General features: G+C 55.6%; 20 protein-coding genes and 1 tRNA gene. 5 read left to right on the forward strand and 16 right to left on the reverse strand.

Annotated features, from left to right (window positions below; translation table 11 throughout):
• On the reverse strand, window positions 1-1,073 hold a 1,073-nt coding region (locus GSQ94_RS12605), incomplete at its 3' end, for an MHYT domain-containing protein (RefSeq protein ID WP_305794719.1).
• A gap of 462 nt (window positions 1,074-1,535) precedes the next feature.
• On the opposite strand from GSQ94_RS12605, the gene GSQ94_RS12610 reads away from it, so the two are divergent.
• Window positions 1,536-1,898, forward strand: a complete 363-nt coding sequence (locus GSQ94_RS12610; RefSeq protein WP_158944219.1) for a hypothetical protein — start codon at window positions 1,536-1,538, stop codon at window positions 1,896-1,898.
• A 632-nt stretch (window positions 1,899-2,530) separates the two neighbouring features.
• Here GSQ94_RS12610 and GSQ94_RS12615 read toward each other — a convergent pair.
• Entirely contained in the window at window positions 2,531-3,130 is a 600-nt protein-coding gene (locus GSQ94_RS12615; RefSeq protein WP_158944220.1) for a hypothetical protein, read from the reverse strand.
• A gap of 296 nt (window positions 3,131-3,426) precedes the next feature.
• On the opposite strand from GSQ94_RS12615, the gene GSQ94_RS12620 reads away from it, so the two are divergent.
• Window positions 3,427-4,536, forward strand: coding sequence for a hypothetical protein (locus GSQ94_RS12620; RefSeq protein WP_158944221.1), 1,110 nt, complete (start codon window positions 3,427-3,429; stop codon window positions 4,534-4,536).
• A 30-nt stretch (window positions 4,537-4,566) separates the two neighbouring features.
• Here GSQ94_RS12620 and GSQ94_RS12625 read toward each other — a convergent pair whose 3' ends face one another.
• From GSQ94_RS12625 to GSQ94_RS12680, 13 genes are all read right to left on the reverse strand, one after another.
• Window positions 4,567-5,328 carry an HK97 family phage prohead protease gene (locus GSQ94_RS12625; RefSeq protein ID WP_158944222.1) on the reverse strand — a complete coding sequence of 254 codons (762 nt, stop codon included), beginning with the start codon at window positions 5,326-5,328 and terminating at the stop codon, window positions 4,567-4,569.
• Between the two features lie 13 nt (window positions 5,329-5,341).
• Window positions 5,342-6,469, reverse strand: a complete 1,128-nt coding sequence (locus GSQ94_RS12630) for a phage major capsid protein (protein WP_158944223.1) — start codon at window positions 6,467-6,469, stop codon at window positions 5,342-5,344.
• Window positions 6,470-6,595: 126 nt separating this feature from the next.
• A complete protein-coding gene (locus tag GSQ94_RS12635) occupies window positions 6,596-6,769 on the reverse strand; it encodes a hypothetical protein (RefSeq protein ID WP_158944224.1) in 174 nt (57 codons plus the stop codon).
• A gap of 14 nt (window positions 6,770-6,783) precedes the next feature.
• A complete protein-coding gene (locus GSQ94_RS12640) occupies window positions 6,784-7,023 on the reverse strand; it encodes a hypothetical protein (RefSeq protein ID WP_158944225.1) in 240 nt (79 codons plus the stop codon).
• On the reverse strand, window positions 7,020-7,181 hold the full coding sequence (locus GSQ94_RS21140; protein WP_216843080.1) for a hypothetical protein: 162 nt from the start codon (window positions 7,179-7,181) through the stop codon (window positions 7,020-7,022). The genes GSQ94_RS12640 and GSQ94_RS21140 overlap by 4 nt, the downstream gene beginning before the upstream one ends.
• Window positions 7,182-7,442: 261 nt before the next feature.
• Entirely contained in the window at window positions 7,443-8,231 is a 789-nt protein-coding gene (locus tag GSQ94_RS12645; RefSeq protein ID WP_158944226.1) for a hypothetical protein, read from the reverse strand.
• Window positions 8,232-8,593: 362 nt separating this feature from the next.
• Window positions 8,594-9,154, reverse strand: a complete 561-nt coding sequence (locus tag GSQ94_RS12650) for a hypothetical protein (protein WP_158944227.1) — start codon at window positions 9,152-9,154, stop codon at window positions 8,594-8,596.
• 43 nt (window positions 9,155-9,197) lie between these two features.
• Entirely contained in the window at window positions 9,198-9,461 is a 264-nt protein-coding gene (locus GSQ94_RS12655; RefSeq protein WP_158944228.1) for an AlpA family transcriptional regulator, read from the reverse strand.
• Between the two features lie 428 nt (window positions 9,462-9,889).
• Complete coding sequence (locus GSQ94_RS12660; protein WP_158944229.1) at window positions 9,890-10,867, reverse strand: carboxypeptidase-like regulatory domain-containing protein; 978 nt, start codon at window positions 10,865-10,867, stop codon at window positions 9,890-9,892.
• 117 nt (window positions 10,868-10,984) lie between these two features.
• Window positions 10,985-12,205 (reverse strand): integrase arm-type DNA-binding domain-containing protein, encoded by a 1,221-nt coding sequence (locus GSQ94_RS12665; RefSeq protein WP_158944230.1) that lies wholly within the window; start codon window positions 12,203-12,205, stop codon window positions 10,985-10,987.
• A 193-nt stretch (window positions 12,206-12,398) separates the two neighbouring features.
• Window positions 12,399-12,486: transfer RNA gene (locus GSQ94_RS12670), tRNA-Ser, on the reverse strand.
• Window positions 12,487-12,552: 66 nt separating this feature from the next.
• Window positions 12,553-14,307 (reverse strand): carboxypeptidase-like regulatory domain-containing protein, encoded by a 1,755-nt coding sequence (locus GSQ94_RS12675; RefSeq protein WP_158944231.1) that lies wholly within the window; start codon window positions 14,305-14,307, stop codon window positions 12,553-12,555.
• Entirely contained in the window at window positions 14,304-15,926 is a 1,623-nt protein-coding gene (locus GSQ94_RS12680; RefSeq protein ID WP_371417509.1) for a collagen binding domain-containing protein, read from the reverse strand. Before GSQ94_RS12680 ends, GSQ94_RS12675 begins: the two co-directional genes overlap by 4 nt.
• A gap of 188 nt (window positions 15,927-16,114) precedes the next feature.
• Between GSQ94_RS12680 and msrB the strand changes: the two genes are divergently transcribed.
• A complete protein-coding gene (msrB, locus tag GSQ94_RS12685) occupies window positions 16,115-16,714 on the forward strand; it encodes a peptide-methionine (R)-S-oxide reductase MsrB (protein WP_158944233.1) in 600 nt (199 codons plus the stop codon).
• Window positions 16,715-16,831: 117 nt separating this feature from the next.
• On the opposite strand, the gene GSQ94_RS12690 is transcribed toward msrB, so the two are convergent.
• The gene (locus GSQ94_RS12690) at window positions 16,832-17,767 is read right to left on the reverse strand and encodes a LysR family transcriptional regulator (RefSeq protein WP_158944234.1); all 936 of its coding nucleotides are present in this window, start codon (window positions 17,765-17,767) and stop codon (window positions 16,832-16,834) included.
• A 136-nt stretch (window positions 17,768-17,903) separates the two neighbouring features.
• Between GSQ94_RS12690 and GSQ94_RS12695 the strand changes: the two genes are divergently transcribed.
• Window positions 17,904-18,776, forward strand: a complete 873-nt coding sequence (locus tag GSQ94_RS12695) for an NmrA family NAD(P)-binding protein (protein WP_158944235.1) — start codon at window positions 17,904-17,906, stop codon at window positions 18,774-18,776.
• Between the two features lie 245 nt (window positions 18,777-19,021).
• A complete protein-coding gene (locus tag GSQ94_RS12700; protein ID WP_158944236.1) occupies window positions 19,022-19,414 on the forward strand; it encodes a tautomerase family protein in 393 nt (130 codons plus the stop codon).
• Window positions 19,415-20,167 lie beyond the last annotated feature (753 nt).

The raw sequence follows: 20,167 nt of genomic DNA on the forward strand, positions 1-20,167 counted from the left end.
GTCTGTACGTCGATGTCAGCAGTGCGCAAAGAGGACTGGAGCAGGGCGACGACCGATTCGAAGAGTTCCGGGATGGAAGCTGCGGTGAGCCCGTCCCGCTGGACAAAGAATTTTGAGGTGTGCGCGGCGATGTCGGCGATGCGACGCAGCTCGTGTTGCGCTGCTGTTCGGTGTGCTCGTCCGCTTGCGCTGAGTTCATTGATGTCGATCAGTTCGAGGTGGTTCATTGCCGCTTCAACAGGATTGTTGATCTCCTTCGCGACGGATGCGGAAATTCTTTCAAATACTGCCATGTTTTCAAGCTTGCGGGCGGTTTCCAGCGTCTGACGATGTGAGTCGCTGACCATCTCGATCCAGACGTTCTTCTCGCGGTAGGAGGCGAGGAGCAAGGCTACGGTGAATAAAAGCGCATTTCCGACGCCGACGCGTGCCAGCACCGCGCCACTGATAGAGAACGGCTGGTGTACGCCGACGCTGCCGGCATATGGCATGAACGCTTTCATGCCGACGTAGTGCATGCCGCAGATGGCCAGAGCGATGGCAACGGAGGCGAGCAGCCTGCGGTTGAGACTGGCGAATTCGGTCCGGCTGTGCTCGAGCAGATACATCGCAGCCCAGGATGCGGCGATGGCAATGACCAGTGAAAGAGATACCCAGCCGGGGTGCCACATCACGCCCTTGTCGAACGTGAGAGCAGACATACCGACATAGTGCATGGCGCAGATCCCGCAGCCGACGAGTATGGCCTCTAACAGGCTAGAGCTGGACTTGCCGCTCAGCTGATTACGGACAACCCGGAGCATAGCGAAGATAGAGGCGGTGACGGCGATCAAGACGGAGAGCAGGGTTCTGTCAACGGAGTAGTAAAGGGGGTAGTCCGGCCGCCAGGCAATCATGCCGACAAAGTGCATCGACCAGATTCCGAGACCGAGCGCGCAACCACCGAGCACGACCCACCGTCGCGGCTTATCGCTGAATTGCGTGTGGTCGATGGATTCGAACGCGACGTATCCGGCGAAACAAGCGATTAGAAATGATCCGATGACGGTCCATGGGTCATAGCTGCCAGGCAAGAGAAAGCTCCGTTTCGCCGAGATGGCCGCGATTGAATAGTTCAGCGGAGCCGAGTCTACATGACTGCGCTCAAAGCAGGTATTCCACCTTAGGGTAGTTCCGGATATCGGAGTTATTCGATCCCAGCTATATTGCCGAATCATAAACCGGATGAGCTTTGAGGATGCGGTAAGTTCGTCGTGTATGGTGCGCGTATCTCGTTCGTGGAGGGTGCCAACGGCGATGTGGATGCATAAGAAGTGGACTACCGATGCTTGTGTTCCCAACCCCATGGAACTTACAGCCCATTTAGCCCTAATCATCTTGGCTACTACTTCTTTCTTTGGGACCGGCTATTGGCAAGCTACTTTAGGTAGCTCAGTTCAATTTCCTGTAATGGTAGCCAGGGCAACCCCGGCGATACATACAGAGTCGTACCTCTTAGGTGAGTGGTGCTGCAATGCTGCCCGTCTGGAGGTTTTATGATTTCTCGTAAAAGCACTTGGGCATGTGTAGCGCTTGCATGCGCGCTTTCGTTCAGCATTGTGCCAGCTAGCTTGGCGCAAGCTTCGCAAAGCAATGATTCGGCTAGCTGGAGCGCGCCACGCGGCTATGATTTGGCTTATCCCGAAAATGGCACTCCTAACATGGTGGCTCGTCAAGGCTATGCTGCAGGCTTCAACCAGGGGCAGGCTGATGTATCGCGAGGTCAGGCGTTCCGTCCGACCGAGAACAAGGCCTATGCTCACGCGAAGATCCCGAAGGGGATGGACAAAGACCAATTCAAGACGGAGTTTCGTGAGTCCTTCGTTAGGGGCTATACAAACGCATATAAGGGCCAGTAAATTTCGCGAGGCGGCCTGCGGGCGTGTCGTGGATTAGGCCCACTTGATCGCCGAATCTGGGCATACAAACAAAGATAGTTGTGAACGGGGAGCTTCGCGTCTTATTGCTTATGCTTCGGCGAACGTGGAAGTAGTAATGCTTCGAAGCGTGTGACGGTGAACCGGTGAGGGCAAGGAGCAAGGCGAGGAAAAGCGAGCGCAGGGCAAACGCTAGCCACCTGCTAGACAGCACCATGGTCCGTTTCCTGGCTCACCACGGTCATTGGGATCCACCGATACCGTGCTATCCACCAAGAAACTGAAACAGTCGAAAATCCCGATAGAGTGTGGTCTAACGCAGTTTTTGGCTTTACCCGTAAGTGATGTACAGGAGGGCGGATTGTTGTTTGGAAGGGGCTTAAAAAGTTGGGAGACAGAGATTCATATCGGCCACATAAAGCACTATTTATCAACAACATAGCACTTGACGGTTTAACGTGTACACACAAAAGTACACACAAGTCGGAGAGTGTGAAGCGAATTGCGGAGAATACAACCTGTCAACACGAGCGGCGCTCAGCGTGCGGCGTGGTGCGCTCGGGAGCGCATTCCCACGTCTGCAAGCTCGGGGCGAGCACCTTGACGATGCCAGACTAGCTGGCGAGCACCCCTGAGCCTTGCTCGTCAAGCCTCGTCGGGTTCCAGTCTTTTTTAAGAAGTTCGCGGCGTAGGTCACTCAGCGCCTTGGTGCTAGCTTGAGCTTCAGCGTAAAAGACTCGGACGAAGAACATACCGATGACAAAGGCACCTATGCGCCACGAATAGTCTGCCCGAAGGTAGAGACCTCCGAACGCGAACAGAATGGATGCTATTGCCATTCCAAGTTCAAACTTCAATCGCAATACAAGAGTCCTAAGATAGCGATGACCGACTGGCTCCCGTTCGAAGGCGATCCTTAAGTAGTCAAACCACTCTTCAGTGTGTCTCTCATATCCCGCTTGCTGGGTGAGTCGGTCATCTAAGTACCGTTCTAGCCTCGCTCCCCAGTCCTCAGTAATCAGGCCAACCGTCAAAACGACCAGCAAAGACGTCGTGGTAGCCAAGCCAGAATGCTGCTCCGCAAGTCTTTGAGCCGTTGGAAATCGTTGGCACACTGCTACGGCGCAGGTTGATACGGCAAAGAAGCCCGGCACGACGAGCGTGGCGATTGGACGGAAGACTTCAGACTGGAATGCTGCGGTCAGTTCCTTCATGTCGGATGATTCTATGCGAATCGGTCCCAATTGGGGATGAGGCAGTCAGCGAGTCGCAACCTTCGCCTTCTCGACGGACTAGAAGCGGAACATCAACGCATGGTTTGAATGAGCACCACGTTGAGACCACTGAAGCGTCTCCGTTTATGCAGGTCCCCGGCTGGCGAACCTTTCACGTGCTGGAGGCTCGCGAGCTGGTCGTCTCCGAGGCAACGTCCCGAGATAGCGATGGGCGCTTTTGAAAGGTGCTGCTTTGGTGACTTTCAAGGGAAAGCCAAAAACCATAGAGTGTCTAAATGGCAATTTCCACAGTGATCCCGCACCGCATGAGAGTTTCGTTTTATCCGATTGAACGTATCGAACGAGGCGCTCACCGAGGCGGTGCGGACGATGAAGACTTCGATCCCGCAGCCCTGCCGTTTGCGCTAGGCAACGAAATAATCATTGAGGACATCAGTGCCCTTATTCCAGAAGATGAATTTGACATCTACAAGCCCGGTATAGGTTCTTATGCGTATGCCCACTTGAAAAGCTTCAAATACGCGTTGGTTCACAGATTTCCCGAGTATGAGATCAACGAAGATACGCAGGTTATAACGCCAGAGTCTGTGCTGGTCGAGCGCTCAAAGGCGATAATCCACGAAACCGCTGCCTGTCTTCGCTTGATACGACCGACAAGCCAATATTTACATCTCTTCGAGGGACGTATCGGCGAGGACGGTCGATTCACCCAGATAGGAATGGATACGCCCCTCACCCATGTCTTGGATCCGATCAACCAACGCAATTTTGGGTTTCGCACCAAGGATGCTGTCGCTCTCCGGCGTTTGGCTCCTTTGTTACGCGCGGCCATGAGAGGAGAGTTCTGGAAGTTCCGCATGGCGCTGATCATGCATGAGTACGGCTGCTTTCAGAACCAAGAATGGAAGGTGAAGTTTTTCCTTTGGACGACCGGGTTAGAATCGTTGTTCACCACAGTGGACAACCAAGGGAGTCTCGTCAGTAGCGAGAGGATCAAATTCTTTTTGGGTGCGGATACCCTGATCTATCCTCGGGGCGAATTGGCATCGATCTATCCTGACCCAAAACTCACTGTCACAGACGTCATTGGCGAGATCTACTGTCTCAGAAACCACATTGCCCACGGAGATCGTGTACCGAATTATTATTTCCAGAATCCAGGAAGACCGGAATCACTTTACGGCAGCGTGCAGATCCCCAAGTACGAAATGTTGTTAGAAGCGATCAGCTATATCATTCGCGCTAGTCTGCTCAAAATTCTCGACGACGGTTTGATATCCCACTTCCGAGATAACGTCACAGCTGATGCGTACTTTGGAAGCCATGGCCTCACCAAACTAGATCTAAAGAAGTCGAAGAAGAAGATGCCAAGGTGTCCAAGCTGATCAGTGCAGCAGCATCAGCCAACTTTTCGTCTATGCCGTTAGTTTCTTTAGTTCCAGCGCGAACACCTTGAGATCGGCGGCATCGGACCTTGCCGCGACACATCCCGAACACTCATCGCCCTGACACTGTTCGCAGTCGTCGTCGCACTCGTCGCAGTTGCCTGCGACACAGTCATCGCATTCGCACGTGCAGTCGTAGCCGCTGTCTTTTTTGAGAAGACTCTTCAGCGTGATGTCGATGCTGCGGAGCTGGTCGAGCGTGTCGCCCTGAACGTCTCCAGGACGAACACTGCGCAGCAAACTTTCAATCTGCGATAGCGACTTGACGGTGACAACCTGCGCTCGCGGGTTCGCAGGCACTGCCACGACCGAAATTTCGTGAACCATCAGCTCTTTCAACGTCCGTGTCCCGTCGTTCCCATAGACGACTTTGCCTGACGATTCGGGTGGAACGGTATAGCCAATCGAAGCGCCTTTTATAATCCCAGATTTTAGGAAATTGTAAGCACGTTGCGCTCCGCTGTCGGTCATCAAAAGCGTGCCGTTGATGACGAGTCCAGCGGGTGAGTCGGACATCTTCGCGAGACCGATGGGTTCGTCTTGTTTGTGCGCCCAGAGCAACGGAACGCCGTTGCCCTGTGACGCGATGGCGGCTTTGAATGCGCCCGGTTCGATCACGTCTCCCTGAAGGTCAGGCGGTCCACCATAGGTCGACGCAAGGCCCGTAAACGTGCCCGTCGTCGAGTCGAGCGACTTCGCATTGAGGCGGAATTGATAGTCTCTGGTCTCCATCGGTTCTCCCCTTTTACGCTGGTGAAGACGTGAGAGAGCCGGTCACGAATGCATTCGGCCTGTAGGTGCAGAGCACGGTTCTTTCTTCACACAACACGGTCACGGCGTTGCGTACGAAATTATCTCTATCCTCAAAACTCAATTCCACGGTCGCGTCCATCCTGTCGATGAGTTCCGCACTCTCACTGCTACCTGCAAGGAAGGTTCCCGCTACCATCGCTGTCGTGCTGATGACTGGCTTGCCCCAGAGCGTTAGTGCGGTAGCCGTGCCGCCCGGTGATCCGACGATGTACTCGCCTAAAGTGGATTTAATTAACTCAATGTTGGCGACGTCGGATGGGTTCAAAACGAAGAATCCAGCGGGAGTCTCATCGGCGAGTTCAACCTGTTCGAGAGCACGGCGAAGGATATCGAGTCGAGTCCATGACGACCCGGTGAGCAGCGCGGTGTTGAACACTGCCGCTTCCGTGAGTAGACCCGTTAAATTGTTCCCTGTAGAGTCCCCGGCCAAAATTTGCAACTCTTCCCGATAGCGAAGCCCGTAGAGCAACTTCGATTTGATGAAGTCGGCGAGTGCCGGAGCATCGTCCAAAACTTGCCGACTCATCGCCAACCAATGCGAAACAGTTTGTACCGGAAGGTTGACGGTCGTATACGTGTTGGTCGTCTCAGCCTTGAGCGCGTCTTCTCCCGCTTGTGGCGATGCCGCGTTCACGAAGGTCGCTTCTTTTATGAAGTAGACCTGATTCGTCGTGGTCTTGTTATTGCGGAAGAGCAGGTCGCGAAGAAAGAGCCGACGCTGTGCAATCGGCACGATGCCGCCGACGAGCTGCGGCTGGATGACTCCCGGCGTGCCGGTCATGCCGACGCTGGTGAGAACTTTGCGTTGCATCGGAATCTGATTCAAGTCGCCCAGGCGAATGACGGCGCGACCCTTGCCGTTCGATACAACTCTCTTCAGCTCGTCGGACTCATCGAGAGCCTTTTGCAGAAGGTCTTCACTGCCGAAGTCGGAGACGTGCCGGGTGGTCAGGCTCACGTCGATGGCGTCGACTTGCGTTTGGATGGCGGCGATCTTCGGCCCGTAGGCTTCGACCGACCCTTTGATGGAGTCGAGAACTATTTTCAGGTTGGGGTCCATGATGACACTCCGGTGACGCGGGAATACGTCGGCGCTGAATGGCTAACCTGACGGGTGAGTCCGCATCGACTGACCTGCTTTGCACTGCCATGCTGCGGCTGGTGCATTGCTGGAGTGTCTCTGCGATTATGCGCCTACTTCGGTAGCGGCAGGAACAATATCTTCGCGTTGCCCGTCGTCGACATCCGGTAATGGTTCGCGTTGCTGGCTTGCGTCGAGTCTGATGAGGGTCTGAACATCTATCCCCAGATCGGCGGCACGTCGCTTGAGTCGGTTCCATCTCAGAACAATTGTTCGCATAGAGAGTTCTCCTTTCAATGCACAATGGTCGGCGGTTTCGGCGGCTCCGCTTTGGTCTCAGGCTGGCTGGCCTCGATGATGGCCTGATGTCCAGAGATAGCAGAGGCGAGCAACGAAATCTCCCGCTGCATCCCCAGCAACAACTCGTCCTGCCGGTTGGCTTTCGTCTTCATCTCAACAAGCTGTTCGGCAAGCTGTTGAATGGCCGCTTCGATCGTAATGTGTATGGTCGTTTCGTCCGGTTTTGCGCTCATGACTTTTCCTTTCGGAATAACTTTTCGAGTTCGTCGATATCGATTTTCGCCTTTAGAATCGCCGCATAGCTTGCTGACGTCGGCGGAAGTGATTCCCGTTCCATGCCCAGAGCGTTCCGCAGAACATCGCCGAGCTTGAAATGGCTCTCGGCGATCACTCGAGTTGCTTCTGCTGCTCGGTGACGACATCGTAAAAATTGCGAATCGCGAAGAACAATTTCTCCGTGGTTGTGTCCATTTGTGCCCTCTTTCTGCAACTAGATTGAAAAAATCCAAAATACCTGCGAAACTTCACGCGTGACTTAGCGTGGGGTACGCAGTCGGTTTTGGTAGAGATTCAGACCGCCCTCCCCCTCTCGGGATGCGTCCGCAGCGTATCGCTATTCGCATGGCATAGGTCGTGGTGACGCTCAGCGACTCTAGGTGAGGTCGGCATCGTCGTCGTCATCGTCCTCGCTTTCGTCACCTTCGTCTGTGGCTTCGTATTGCTCCAGAAGGTCGGCTAGCTCCTGCCGCTCTCTGCGTTCCCGCTTCATCGTCAGCGCATACATATCCGAGTCCAGTTGTGTCTCGATGCCGTTACGCGTCAAGCCGCGTAACACATCCATGGGGAGCGCATCGACTTCGACACTCCTCTCGCCTTTGAAGTTTTTGATCCGCCCGTCCGTCTTTTTCGTCGGCCTCGTCGGAAGGTCGTACTCACCGATCTGCTCCTTGGTGACGCCTAGACGGTGAAAGTGAATCTCTGCCTTCGGCCCAAACTCACGGAGCGAGCGCTCCGCCACTTCCTCGATGTTCTCGCCGCTGGGGTCGTGGTCGCCGAAGTAGAACACGTGCGCAGGCTTGCCGCTCTCTTCGATCTGTACGGCGATCTCGTGTAGGAATGTGATGCTTGAATAACCGCGCACCACAGCAACGGGAACGCAGTACGGTCTCGTTTCCTGTGAAAGTATTCCGGCGATGGCGTCTTTCTCGCACATCACGTAACAGGTTTCATCCTGATCTTCCCAAGGGTCGCGGCGGTAAACATGGTGGATGGTTTTGAGTGCGTGACCTACGCTGTAAAAGGTATTCGGCACGCTCAGGCCGCGCGTGTTGTCGATGATCCACGCCCACGGCACTCGGCCATCCTTGCGCAACTGGCACAGCATGCGACCTAACTTGTCGTAATCGTTCTCCGTCTTGCCGATGATGCCCTTGCTGACCATCTGCTAATACAGGCCGCGGAGGGTTATCGGGTGAACTCCTTCTAGGATTTCGCAGATAGCCATCCGGCAGGCACTCATCTCTTGCGGCGTGCGTCGTGTGCGTCGTGGTGCGCTCGCGAGTTGTGTCGTCTTTGGCATCGGGCCTTCCTTACTGATTGTGTTCGCGATTTGCCTGAGCGGAGACCGAAGCCCCCGCCCTTTTGGGTTCACGTTTGGATGGTGTCTTCCCATCGCCGGGTCGCGGCGAAGCTTTGGAAAGTCGTTTTGGGATGTCGGCGTCGACGTTTTCAGGATCAGGTTTCCCCGTATGCCTACCTTGATGGGGTGGAGTTGATGGGATGGGTGTGGTGGTGATGAAAGGCTTAACAAGCTGTACAGGCTGTACAGGCTGTACAGGCTGTGGGATGGGGATGATGGGGTGGAGTTGATGGGATGGTACGAGTTACATCTTTGCGGGTAACTCCGAATAGTTCAGTAACTCGTGAATAAATTTCGCAGTCGAGTTTTTCTCTTTTATCTTCGCCCTTCAGAACATCTTCGATCATGACCTCAAAGATTTGGCCTTCCAAGAATCGTTCGGTCGTCATCCCTTCGCCGTGACTTGGCAGTGCTCCGTTGGCCGCAACCCACCACCGGAAATACACCGATTTGCGGCCAATAGACGGTTGATAGCGATTGCTGCCTAGGTTGAAGAACCGACAAACAAAATCCCCGTCGAGCGTCGAGAACTCCACGCGAATACCCCAGCGCGAGTATTGGGCAATCCACAATGGACCCCACACCGCCACAGCGACGACGCTGTACTTGCCGGGAGCGATGCGTGGATAGTCCGTGCCGTTCCACGTAACTTCCGTTGCCGTCGGCTTCGGCGTCGCTTTCTCTGCAACGGTGCGCGGCTTTTGTGGTAGCTTCTTCTCATCCATTGAAGAGAATCCTTTCGACCCTCGGTCTCGACGCCGAGGGTTCTTATTTGCTACCCGCTGCGGAGCGCTTGGCTGCTCGCTGCTCGCGCTTCAACGCGATGGGGCGCACGTCGGAAAGAGCTTGGGTTCGGGTCGAGCACCACGCATCGACGTCCGACTTTTTCCACGCGCTTACCCTTTCAGAGAGGCGATAGGGTTTTGGAAAAAGATCCTCAGAGATCATTCCGTAAAGGCTCGACTTCGACAGCGCGATCTGTCGCAATACGGCTGGCAATCTCAGAAAACTGAAGTCGGTTTCAACTTGCATGGAAGGTCTCCTCCCGCGTTTGCTTTCGTGTACCCGAGTACGATAGCGCGAGCCTTTTTCGAGAGGGTCTATACGACTTTGTAAATTGCCCAGATTTTCCATTAGTTGTCTGGCGTCGGCGAAATTGCCTCAAAAGTAGGGCAAAAATAAAGCTGTTTTTCCACAGGGCTGCCTCCGCGATACCGTCAAATCTGGGGAATAACGATTTCAAGCCACTATTGTGGTTACAAAATGGCTGGCATGGGGCTCACAATCTGCTGCGGAGGTTCCAGCGTCTTCACTGGTAACCCAACTTGCCTATAACCCCGTTTTTCACGAGCGTGCTTATGATCGCGGAAGCCACCTGTCTCTGGGCAACCGGGCAAGTGGCCCCACCGCGGCACCTTGCGTTTTGAAGACGGAGCAGCGCACCAAGACGGTTCAAGAGTTCAAGAGGGGATGTGGATCTCTATCCCGTCGAGGTCAGCGTCAGTCACCCGGATGTTTGCGGAGGCAAACTTCCGAAGCACGCTCGTGCGGCCGTCTGGCTCTGGCGGCGCGAACTCCCAGACCTCAACGGTGTAATCACCTGACTGCACGTGATATTCAAAGGTTCCGTCCTGCTCCATCTTAGGTCCGCCACCTCCGCCGATGACATCGATCGTTCCCATTGTTCGCGAGAACATCACATTGATTCGGTGAGGCCCTGTTGGCAGTTCGCCTGTTATTTTGCCCCGAACCGTATGCCAGACTGGACGAGGAATCTGTATCTGCAAGCCCGAGATCGTCTGGCCGAGCTGAAGATCGAAGCCCTTCGCGTCCGAGATGTCCTGGGCGTCGGGATACAGGTAATCGAAGACGCGCCGTTGCATGGCGAGGTGACGCGGTTCGGTTGGGACAGCGTCTGCTGGCTTACGAAGAATGCCGGCGAAGCGCAGAAAGTATCGAGCTGGACGGAGGGGGGGTGAACAGAAGGTGCCGTCACCAGAGACTTCGTGGTCACCCGAGTCACTGATGTAACCTGACTCGCCCCTTCTCTCGCCGGCTCGGATCAAGCTGAAATGGCAGAGCTCAGGCGGCCGTTGCTCTTCGTCGAGGATTTTCCCGGACAGGAACCCACCAGATTTGAGTGCGATGTACAGGGGGTTCATTATTTGAACCTGAGCAAGAGTCAGACGTTCGTACCGAGGAACATACTTTCTATCGTAGAAGGCTAATGAGTATTCACCCTCAGGTAAGCCCGAGAACGCGAAGCAACCATGCTCGTTTAGTGGAGTGCGCGTCTCGCCAACCACCCCGATGCGGTAGAGCCTTACATCCGGCGAAGTGAGTGGTTCGCCTGTTGTTTCGTCTACTACGCAGCCAGTGACGGATTGATTCATCGAGCCCCCGACGTTGTACTCATCGATTTTAGGGGCCGGTTTCATTTACGCACAACGAGATTTTCGGAGTTTGACTGCAAACCGCCCGCGAAGTCCGTGATTTCGGCAACTTCCTGTATCTCGCGACGGCAAGTCACCCAGACGGGCCACAGTCGCCCCACGTTATCCCACACGCGACCGGAAGGGCAGAACCTTGACGCCACGTTGTGTCATCTCAAGAAAGTCTGCCCAATCCTGCATCAGCTTTGTGCGCTGCTGGAGATACAGCGCATGGTTGTAGCTCGCGCTGACAGCATTTCGAGGAGCATGTGCAAGCTGTAGTTCGATGTGCTCGTGATTGTACCCACGCTCGTGCAGGATGGTTGAAGCCAGACCGCGAAAGCCATGGCCCGTCATTCTGCCCTTGTAGCCCATGCGCTCCAGACCCTTGAGAATGGTGTTGTTGCTCATCGTCGCGCCTTTGCGATCACCGGGAAACAGATACTCGCTGTCACCTGAGATGAGCTTCAGCGACTCCAGCACTTCGAGCGTCTGTCTTGCCAGCAGAACGATGTGGGGAGTCTTCATCTTCATGCGCTCAGCAGGAATGTCCCAGCGCTTCGCTGACAGATCGAACTCGCTCCACTTCGCTCCGATGAGTTCCGAAGTTCGCACGAACGTCAACGCAATCAACTTGAATGCCAGCCGTGTGATTTGCGTCCCGCGATAAATCTCGATGGCTTTCAACAGGTCAGGCAGTTCCTTTGCATCGATGCGAGCGAAGTTGACCCTGTGCGACGACTTCAAGATGTCAGCGGGTTTGATTTCAGCCGCCGGGTTGCGTCTCGCATATCCGTGCGCAATGGCATACCGGAAGATCTGACCGATCGTTTCGAGCGCCCGTTTTGCGAGGTCTCTCGCGCCACGTTGCTCGATTTTTTTCACCACGGCAACCACGTCCGGAGCCTCAATCGTCCCGATGGCACGCGCTCCCAGAAACGGCAAGATGTCAACGTCGAGTCGATGACTCACTGTGTCCGCGTGACGCAGGTTCTTTCCGTCGCGCCAGTGCTCCAACCACTTCGCAGCGACACTGGCGAACGAGTTCTCATCAGCTTCATGCGCCCTGAGCTTCTCCGCCTTTTTCTCCATCATCGGATCGACGCCTGTAGCCAGCAACTCACGACCCGCTCTGTGTCGCTCTCGGGCGAGAGTCAGAGAGACGTCTGGATATTGCCCAAGAGACATCAGCTTTTGCTTGCCTTGATAGCGATACGACCAGCGCCAAAGCTTCCCGCCGGTGGGGGTCACTTTGAGATAGAGACCGCCTCCATCAAAGACGGTCAGAGGTGCTGTCCCTGCCTTCGCTTGCCTAACCTTCACGTCCGTCAGTATCGATCTCATTGCCAGTCCCCCTTGGAGGTTGTGAAAAGTACATACATTTTGCGAGTCAGATACACACAAAAATACACACAAAATCACTGGCTGTCATGATACGTCGCTGAACGACCGAGAACGATAAATTCGTTCATCTCTTTTGTTTTGTTGTGCTTTTGGGTCTGCCTTGGACTGTGCCGGACGCTGCTGGAAGAGTCCTTGGCGGAGAGACAGGGATTCGAACCCTGGATACCTTGCGGTATACACGCTTTCCAAGCGTGCGCCTTCAGCCACTCGGCCATCTCTCCGCGGTAATGCGACCTTTTGAAGGTAACACATTCTGACCTGTCGATGCCTCGCAGGCTCAGCGACCTTCACGGAGCCTGCGCAGGAACATTCTGTTTCAAAGTGACAGAAGGCTTTAACTCCATCGGCACCCCCTGTGACAAGTAGCGCCGCAGCGTCGATCGATCTCCCCAGTTGATCTGCCATCCCCGGTCGATAGCGACCAGGATATATCGTCCTGGAATCACGTTCTCCAGATCGAAGCTGCCATCAGTATTGGTCTGGTCCTGCCGTAGAAAATCAATCGAGTCTGGATCTTCAATCGTGATCGGAACGAGCAGGACCATGGCGCCCGCGACAGGTTTTCCTGCCAGCGTCGCGACTCCGCTAAGATTCGCTCGTCCATTTGCAACATGTACCGTCACAGTTGACTCGCCCGCGGGCACGGTCACGTACCGTCCCGAGGCTTCAGCGCCTTTAGCGTTCAACCCTGTGAGGTAGAGGTTTGGCCGGCCCTGCAGCACCACCTCGTAACGTCCAGGAGGAACCTCCAGGCTGCGATCAACAGTCGAATCTCTCTGACCTCGGCGGCCCGATAAAGCTCCTTCATCGCCCCCCAAAGAAAACGTTCCGCGTCGCGTGTCGGTATCAATCAGATTGACTCGAACGCCGCCACGACCGCCCTCTTCTTCCCCCACTCCCTCATATCCGTCGATGTGTATCGTAACCCTCGCGATATCACGTGACGGAGAGTTGAGGTCAACCGTCCGCACTGAGCTCGAAGTGACTTCAACCATTGCGGACCGTCCCTCCGGATTCGCCCCCGGAAGCCTGACCTGATATATCCCTGGTGTCAGCCCACTCACATCGAACTGCCCCTGCGCATCCAGCCGCGTCGTGACTGGAACAAAACTAGGACCACCCGAGCCCGAAGCAATCTGCTGAACCACCGGAAACGCCTGTCTCTGTCGTTCCGTCGCCGTCTCTGCAACTCCCGCAGGTGGCACGATGCGCAGATGAATCGAAGCGACAGGGACAAGATTGAAGTCGGCCCGTCGTGTATCTCCTGCATGCAGAACCATCGTCTCAGCCGTTGCGGCGTCGCTGCTGCCTGGAAACCAGGTGAGCGGGTACGCATAGTCGAGCGATGGATCGAGCGGCGGTCCCTGGCTTGTCGACACCACCCCCCGTTGCGAAGCTTCCGCATACCAGGGGTGCGCCTGCACCGTCAGTCGATACTCCCCAGGCGAGAGACCTGCAATCTCATACATGCCACGGTCATCGGTCCGCGCAGTGCCGCGTATGCTGCCTGCGCCCTGCGGACCGCCCGGATTCAGCGGCGGAACAAGGTGCAGCGACATCTGCGCCTCTCTCACCGGTTCTCCCGCCTCATCCAGTACGATGCCTTTGATGCTCGCCTCCGGGCTCAACTTGAATCGAAGATCCAACGACGGGACCTCAGCCGTAAGCACTACGGCAGTCGAAAAGTTTCCATGCTCCTCGTAAGCCTGCGTGACATACCCTCGAGCACTCGCCTGCAGATTCCACTTGCCCGCCGAGGGAAGCGATATTGAGAAGTGTCCATGCTCGTCAGCCTCAAAGCTGTCCGACGAGGCAGGGAAGCGGCGCCCCCGAATAACGCCATGCTCCTCAAGCGTTGGAGTCAACCGGCAATGCGACACCGGGCTCTCATCGATACTGCTGACAACCACTCCTGTGATCTCATAATGAGGCGCCACTGCGCCATGCTTCATCTCAGACTTAGCCTGCGTCTGCGCAGAGGTCACTCCCGCACAAGCTGCTGCGATAAAAAGTGAGAGTAGACCTACCCAGCCTGACCTCATGGAACTACCTCGGTCACCGGCACCGCATCGAGATTCAAACTCGGTTTATCCCCGGCGTTCACGCTAACAGAATGCTGCCGGTCGCTAAAGGGTGTAAGGCTGTTCGAATCTCGATAGTCCGCCGAGTGCCGTCTCTCAAACGCAATGGCTTGATAACTGCCCGGCGGAAGGGAACTGAAGCTGTACCCCCCCGTGGAGTTGCTGCGCGTACTGTACACAGCCTGCGCGCTCGGTCCACTCGGAATCAGATACACCCAGCACGCAGAAGGATCTCCATTGAGCTTCACGGAACCCTGCAGTCCACCTGTCTGATTGCTGACCGTAATGCGTATCGGAGTTCCCGAAGCGCCGGGTGCCACTGCCAGTTCCTGCGCCAGCAAGTCGGAGTCTCCATAGCTCGCCGACTTGATATACCAGCTGCCGCCGCTCCGGCCGGCCAATCGATAAGTTCCCGGCGGCGCAAGAAAGTAGTAGCTCTGATTGGATCTCGAAAGCAAACCCACGGCCGCATTCCCGCCGTCGACATCTGCCTGCTCGCTCTGCAGGCTAAGACCGAACTGCGAGAGCCCCGGCGGCGAGCTGTCAGACGTTGAAGACCCATCGACCAGCAACTCCACTGGAATCGTCGGCACCGGAGAGAACTGCAGGACCACCCCGGAGATATCGTGATCCGGAACCGTGACCGTCGTCTCAGCCAGCTCTGCGGCCTCGGCGTTAGCCATCGTTCGCACCGTCAACGTATACGTTCCCTGCGGAAGCTGCACCTTCGTCTCACCATCGCTGGAGCGCATCGAATTAATATGCCAGGTGCTCCCATTACTGGACCGAGCCGAGATCCTCATAAAGCCTCTGTCTGACGAAGAGTGTGCGATACCAACGCTATGAACAACACTCACCGACGGCCTCAACTCAAAGCTCTGTTCTTCGCCGCTATGGATTCGCACCAGCTGCGACGTGCCGTTGGAGCTCCCATTCGGAACCACAACTGGAAGCACAGCCTTACCAGTCGTCCGATCCAGCGGCAGGTAGTTCGTCTGCACTCGGTAGTCGCCCGCCGGAACAGGTAGACGAAACCCTCCATGCGAATCGGTCTGTGTCTGCGCCGTCTGCGCCCACCGATGACCGGAGTCGTCATACACGCTCCTTAGCGCATTGACAGTGATCCCCGGCAAAGGAGTTCCATCGGGAGCAAGCACCACACCTGTAAGCAACGCCTCCGGATACAGCCGAAGCTCCAGTGACTCTCCCAGCTGCGCCGCCTGCAGGTAGAGGTTGCCAGCCTCTCCATACTCCGCGCTGGCGTAGAACCCCGGTTTCGTCACCAGAACATTGGCGCTGCTCTCCGAATTCTGCTCGAACTTGAACTTGCCCTCGCTGTCGGTCAGCACAGCCCGGTTATTCAGCCGGACGAGAGCTCTCGGAACCGGCTGTCCCGTAGTCGCATTCACCACGCGCCCTCCAACCGAAGAGGGAACACTCTGGGACCCGATCTGGGCCGCCGTCCCGGAGCCCGAACTAATCTGGGCGCAGCAAACCATTGGCCCAACCAGCAGGACACAAGCCAGCCCCAGAGAGGGAAGCGTCGAACCGTTGCGTCCAGACCGGCATACGATTCGCATTGCAGACACGACGGGGCACCTCGCCAAAAATAAGACGTCTCGAACTCATTATCGTTGCTTTTAGCCTAAGTGGTGCCAATCAAAGGCAGAGGTCGCAGCGCACCTTCCTTGGTCTACAATTCTGTAACATTTCCGCCCATCACCTCGTCTTACTTAAAGCCAATGAGTTCATGGGCCCGAGGATTAGCATGATGAACGACAACCAAAATCAATCAGCCACCAGCGGCAAAATGCCACGCCGCGCCTTCATCGGTTTGGGTGCAGCCGCGGTAGCAGCAGTAGCCTTCCGCCTGCAACATCACCCCGAACCTGTCGAAGCGAAAGATACGACCCCCAAACCGATTCGCATCGTACAGTTCTCCGACGCCGGCCAGCGGCAAGGCGTCACCGAAGTTCAAACGATCATCAAGACCGACGCGGAGTGGAAAGCGCTCCTCCCATCAGACTCCTACAACATCACCCGGCGCGCTGGTACTGAATATCCTTACTCCGGCAAGTACTGGAACCTGCACGAAAAAGGCATCTACCACTGCATCTGCTGCGACACTGCCGCCTTCAGTTCGGAGACGAAGTTCGAATCCGGAACCGGCTGGCCAAGCTTCTGGCAGGCTATCGCCAAGGAGAACGTCCGTGAAACCTCAGACACATCCTTAGGCGCCGAGCGTACCGCCGTATCCTGCGCACGCTGCGACGCGCACCTGGGTCATGTCTTCGATGACGGCCCCCGCCCCACAGGTCTTCGCTACTGCATGAACTCCGTAGCGCTGAAGTTTACAAAAACAGCCTAGACAACAGCTTCCAGCTACTCTTTAAACCCCAACATGAAGAGACTAATCCAGCCTTGATCGATGCAGCGAGGTCGGGTTAATCCTGAAATGTCGGGAATCCCGGTCGCGGCTTCGGAATCAACCTGAAATTGTTTTGCGCGAGTGCGAGGCCTGGACCGTCGCAGAGAGGAACTCAAGAAACGCGCGCGTCTTCGGTGCGAGGTATTGGCGCGAGGGATAGTACGCATACAGGGGGAAACGTTCCTCTTCCCAATCTGGAAAGAGGGTCACTAGTCGTCCACTCGAGAGATGGGCGTCCACGCCGAGCTCGAGAACTTGAGCGATCCCATATCCTGCCAGACACACAGTGTGCATTGTTGCGACGTCACTCAGCATGAGTTGGCTTTGCGTCTCAACCTTGATCTCCTTTCGACCTTTACGGAATGCCCACTCGAAGGGACGACCCGTCTCCGGGTCTCGAAAATCGATCATCACATGTCGCTCCGCGACTAGTTGCTGCGGGTCGGTAGGGTGGCCGTGTTTCTTCAAGTAGCTGGGCGAGGCTACGGTAAGAACTCTCGTCTCCAGCAATCTTCGGGCGACAAGAGTGGATGGGCGCGGCTCGCCGAAGCGAATTCCCAGATCGTATCCATCCGAGATCAGATCTCCGAGGCCCTCCCGCGTGATCAGGTCCACCTTAAGCTCCGGATATGCTCTGAGAAATCTACTGAGTTGTGGTCCAAGAATGAGCTGCGAGAAGTAAGGGTCCATGTTGACGCGGAGTCTCCCTCGAACGGTCACTTTACCTTCGGCCAGCGCGGAGGTGGCGTCTTCGAGCGCCGATACAATCGGGCCAATGGTCTCGTAAAACCGCCTCCCTTCGTCCGTGAGGGAGACCGAGCGTGTCGTGCGCTCCAGAAGTCGGATTCCAACCTGCGCCTCGAGCCGAGCAACTGCACGGCTGATGCCCGGTTGGGACACGTTCAAGGATCTCGCCGCGGCCGCGAAGCCGCCCGATCTCACCACGGCAGCAAGCGCGCTCACACCATTCAGAAGACGGTCATCGAAACTCATACATTTATGCTAATCCGTTATAAGTGAAATGCCGCGAAGATTAGTTCCGAATCAATTCCAGTGAGTCAGATAGTTGGAAGCACTATAAGCAGCACGGCGATTCATACAACATTGATAGAAACCAGGAGGCATCAATATGTACGCAGTCATGGGAATCACAGGAAATGTAGGCGGCGCCGTTGCGCGCTCGCTTCTTGCAAAGGGCGAGAAGGTTCGAGGGATCGTAAGGAATCCCGAGAAAGCGGCAGAGTGGCAGAAACAAGGTGTGGAACTCTTCAAAGCCGACTATGACGACGTAGATGCGCTTACGGCAGCGTTCACCGGTGTCGCTGGCGTGTTCGTCATGGTTCCTCCAAACTTCGCACCGGCACCGGGCTTTCCCGAGACCAAGGCGACGTTGAAGGTCCTGCATGAGGCTCTATCAAGAGCTCTGCCGTCGAAGGCGGTTTATCTGTCATCCATAGGAGCGGAACAGGCCAGTGGATTGGGTTTGATCACAAGCTCACATCTCCTCGAAGAGACGTTGGGCGATCTTCCGTTCTCTCATGCATTTCTGCGTGCCGGCTGGTTCTTAGAGAACTCAGCTGGTGACGTAGCGAGCGCGCGGAATGAAGGCAAGATCCTGTTTCAGCTCCACCCGCTTGACCGGAAGTTTCCTCTGGTTGCGACCGCGGACATCGGCAAGGTGGGTGCAGAGACGCTCACTCAGGGCTGGACCGGAATCCGCCATATCGAAGTTGCGGGCCCGGAGGGTTACAGTGCCCTCGACATAGCAGATGCTTTCGCGGAGGCTGTTGGGCGCCCCGTCGAGGCGATCGCCGTTCCCAGGGCGGAATGGGAGACGCTATGGGTCTCACAGGGGATGCCGGAAGGACGGACGGCGCCTCGGGTGGAGATGGTCGATGGATTCAACTCTGGTTGGATTCACTTTGCCGTACCCGGAACAGAACATGTGAATGGAGCGACGCCGCTTCGTGAGGTAATAACTCAGCTCGTGACTCGCGTCTAATCTCCACAACTCGACTTTTAGGACCGAATTCCGTTCTCTTGCAATTTGACTGGCTCCCATTTGAGCAGAATTGCCGGGCGGCATCGATGAGTCTTCCGCAACAGGGCTTTGCCAGTCGGAAGATTTTATTCGCGCCAATCCATTCTGCGAACTGCTAAGGCAATACTGCTCATAAACAATCAACAACCGAAATGCACGCTCATGAAATGTTGCGAGGCAGAAATAGCCAGCAATCAGGAGGTTCTATGCCCTTGTTTACCGTAACGATGAAGTCCAACGGGTCAACCAGCGAGACAGGCCGCCTTTCCACAGCTATCCATGCCGCAAGCATCGCTGCTGGATACCCAGAGGGCGACCTCTTCCAACGTTTTCTTTCGTTGGGACCAAGCGACTTCAGGGTTGATCTGTACTATCCCGCACTGCCCAAGCCGCGCACTGATCAGATGTTGATGATTGAAGTGCTGGTATCTTTAGGGACTGACACCAATCGGAAACAAGGTCTTGTTGCCGCGCTGGTCGAGAAGCTTGGCGAAGCAGGCATCGCCCCAAACGACATAATGGTGTTCTTCTTGGAGACTGATCGCGCGAACGGATCATTCGGTGGCGGCCGGTTCGCACCACCTGTTGCCTTTGCCTGATCACCCATGGCATCATCCTCGCGGCATGGCTTCGAAGAACCTGGAGATGTGCAGGGCATATGTCTTGTCGTCGACACCGTCCCTACGTTGGCAAGGTTCGCCGATCCAAACGGCTCCGCAGACTTCTCTAATTAGCGTTGGCCGGACCTGGTTTTCGCGCATTCGGAGCGCGCGAATAGTCTAATTATTTAATAATGGACTTCTCAGATTTCACTGCATTACAGGTATATACTTGTCGCGTTCGGCTTCCAGTCCTTGTCGTTAGCAGTCACTCACGCACTGCGGGGCCCCCAAGCAGAAAGATCGTCGACCCCGATTCCCTGAGACTCGCTTCCTAGCCAGACGTTTCCCGCGCGCTCTCAAAGATAGGCATGATATGAGGCCTAAGCGTCGAGAACATCAACTATAGAAACGTGTGAATTCAGGAATGTGATTCGCGGCTCCGCTAGGAGAGAAGCGAATTGAATTCCTGATCATCTCTTGGGAGTTCCTCCTGGCTGCCCGTGAACTTCGTTTAGAAACTCACGACCGGCAGGAGAGGCTCACGTTGCAAGAGGTATCGAACGCCACGCCTCAGGGAACATGTGATTCTGCTGGCTGACGCTCGCATTCAGCGATTCAGGGAACGCAAAGGAGGAAAGACATGGCAAATGCGACATCTGAAATCCAAGCTAACGAGGCCGCCATAGAGGCTAGCGTTGCGAAGGTCAACATGAAGTTAGAAATCGTCGTTATCCCCGTCTCGGATATCGA

Origin of the sequence: Granulicella sp. S190 (genome assembly GCF_009766095.1) — a bacterium.
GTDB lineage: Bacteria > Acidobacteriota > Terriglobia > Terriglobales > Acidobacteriaceae > Edaphobacter.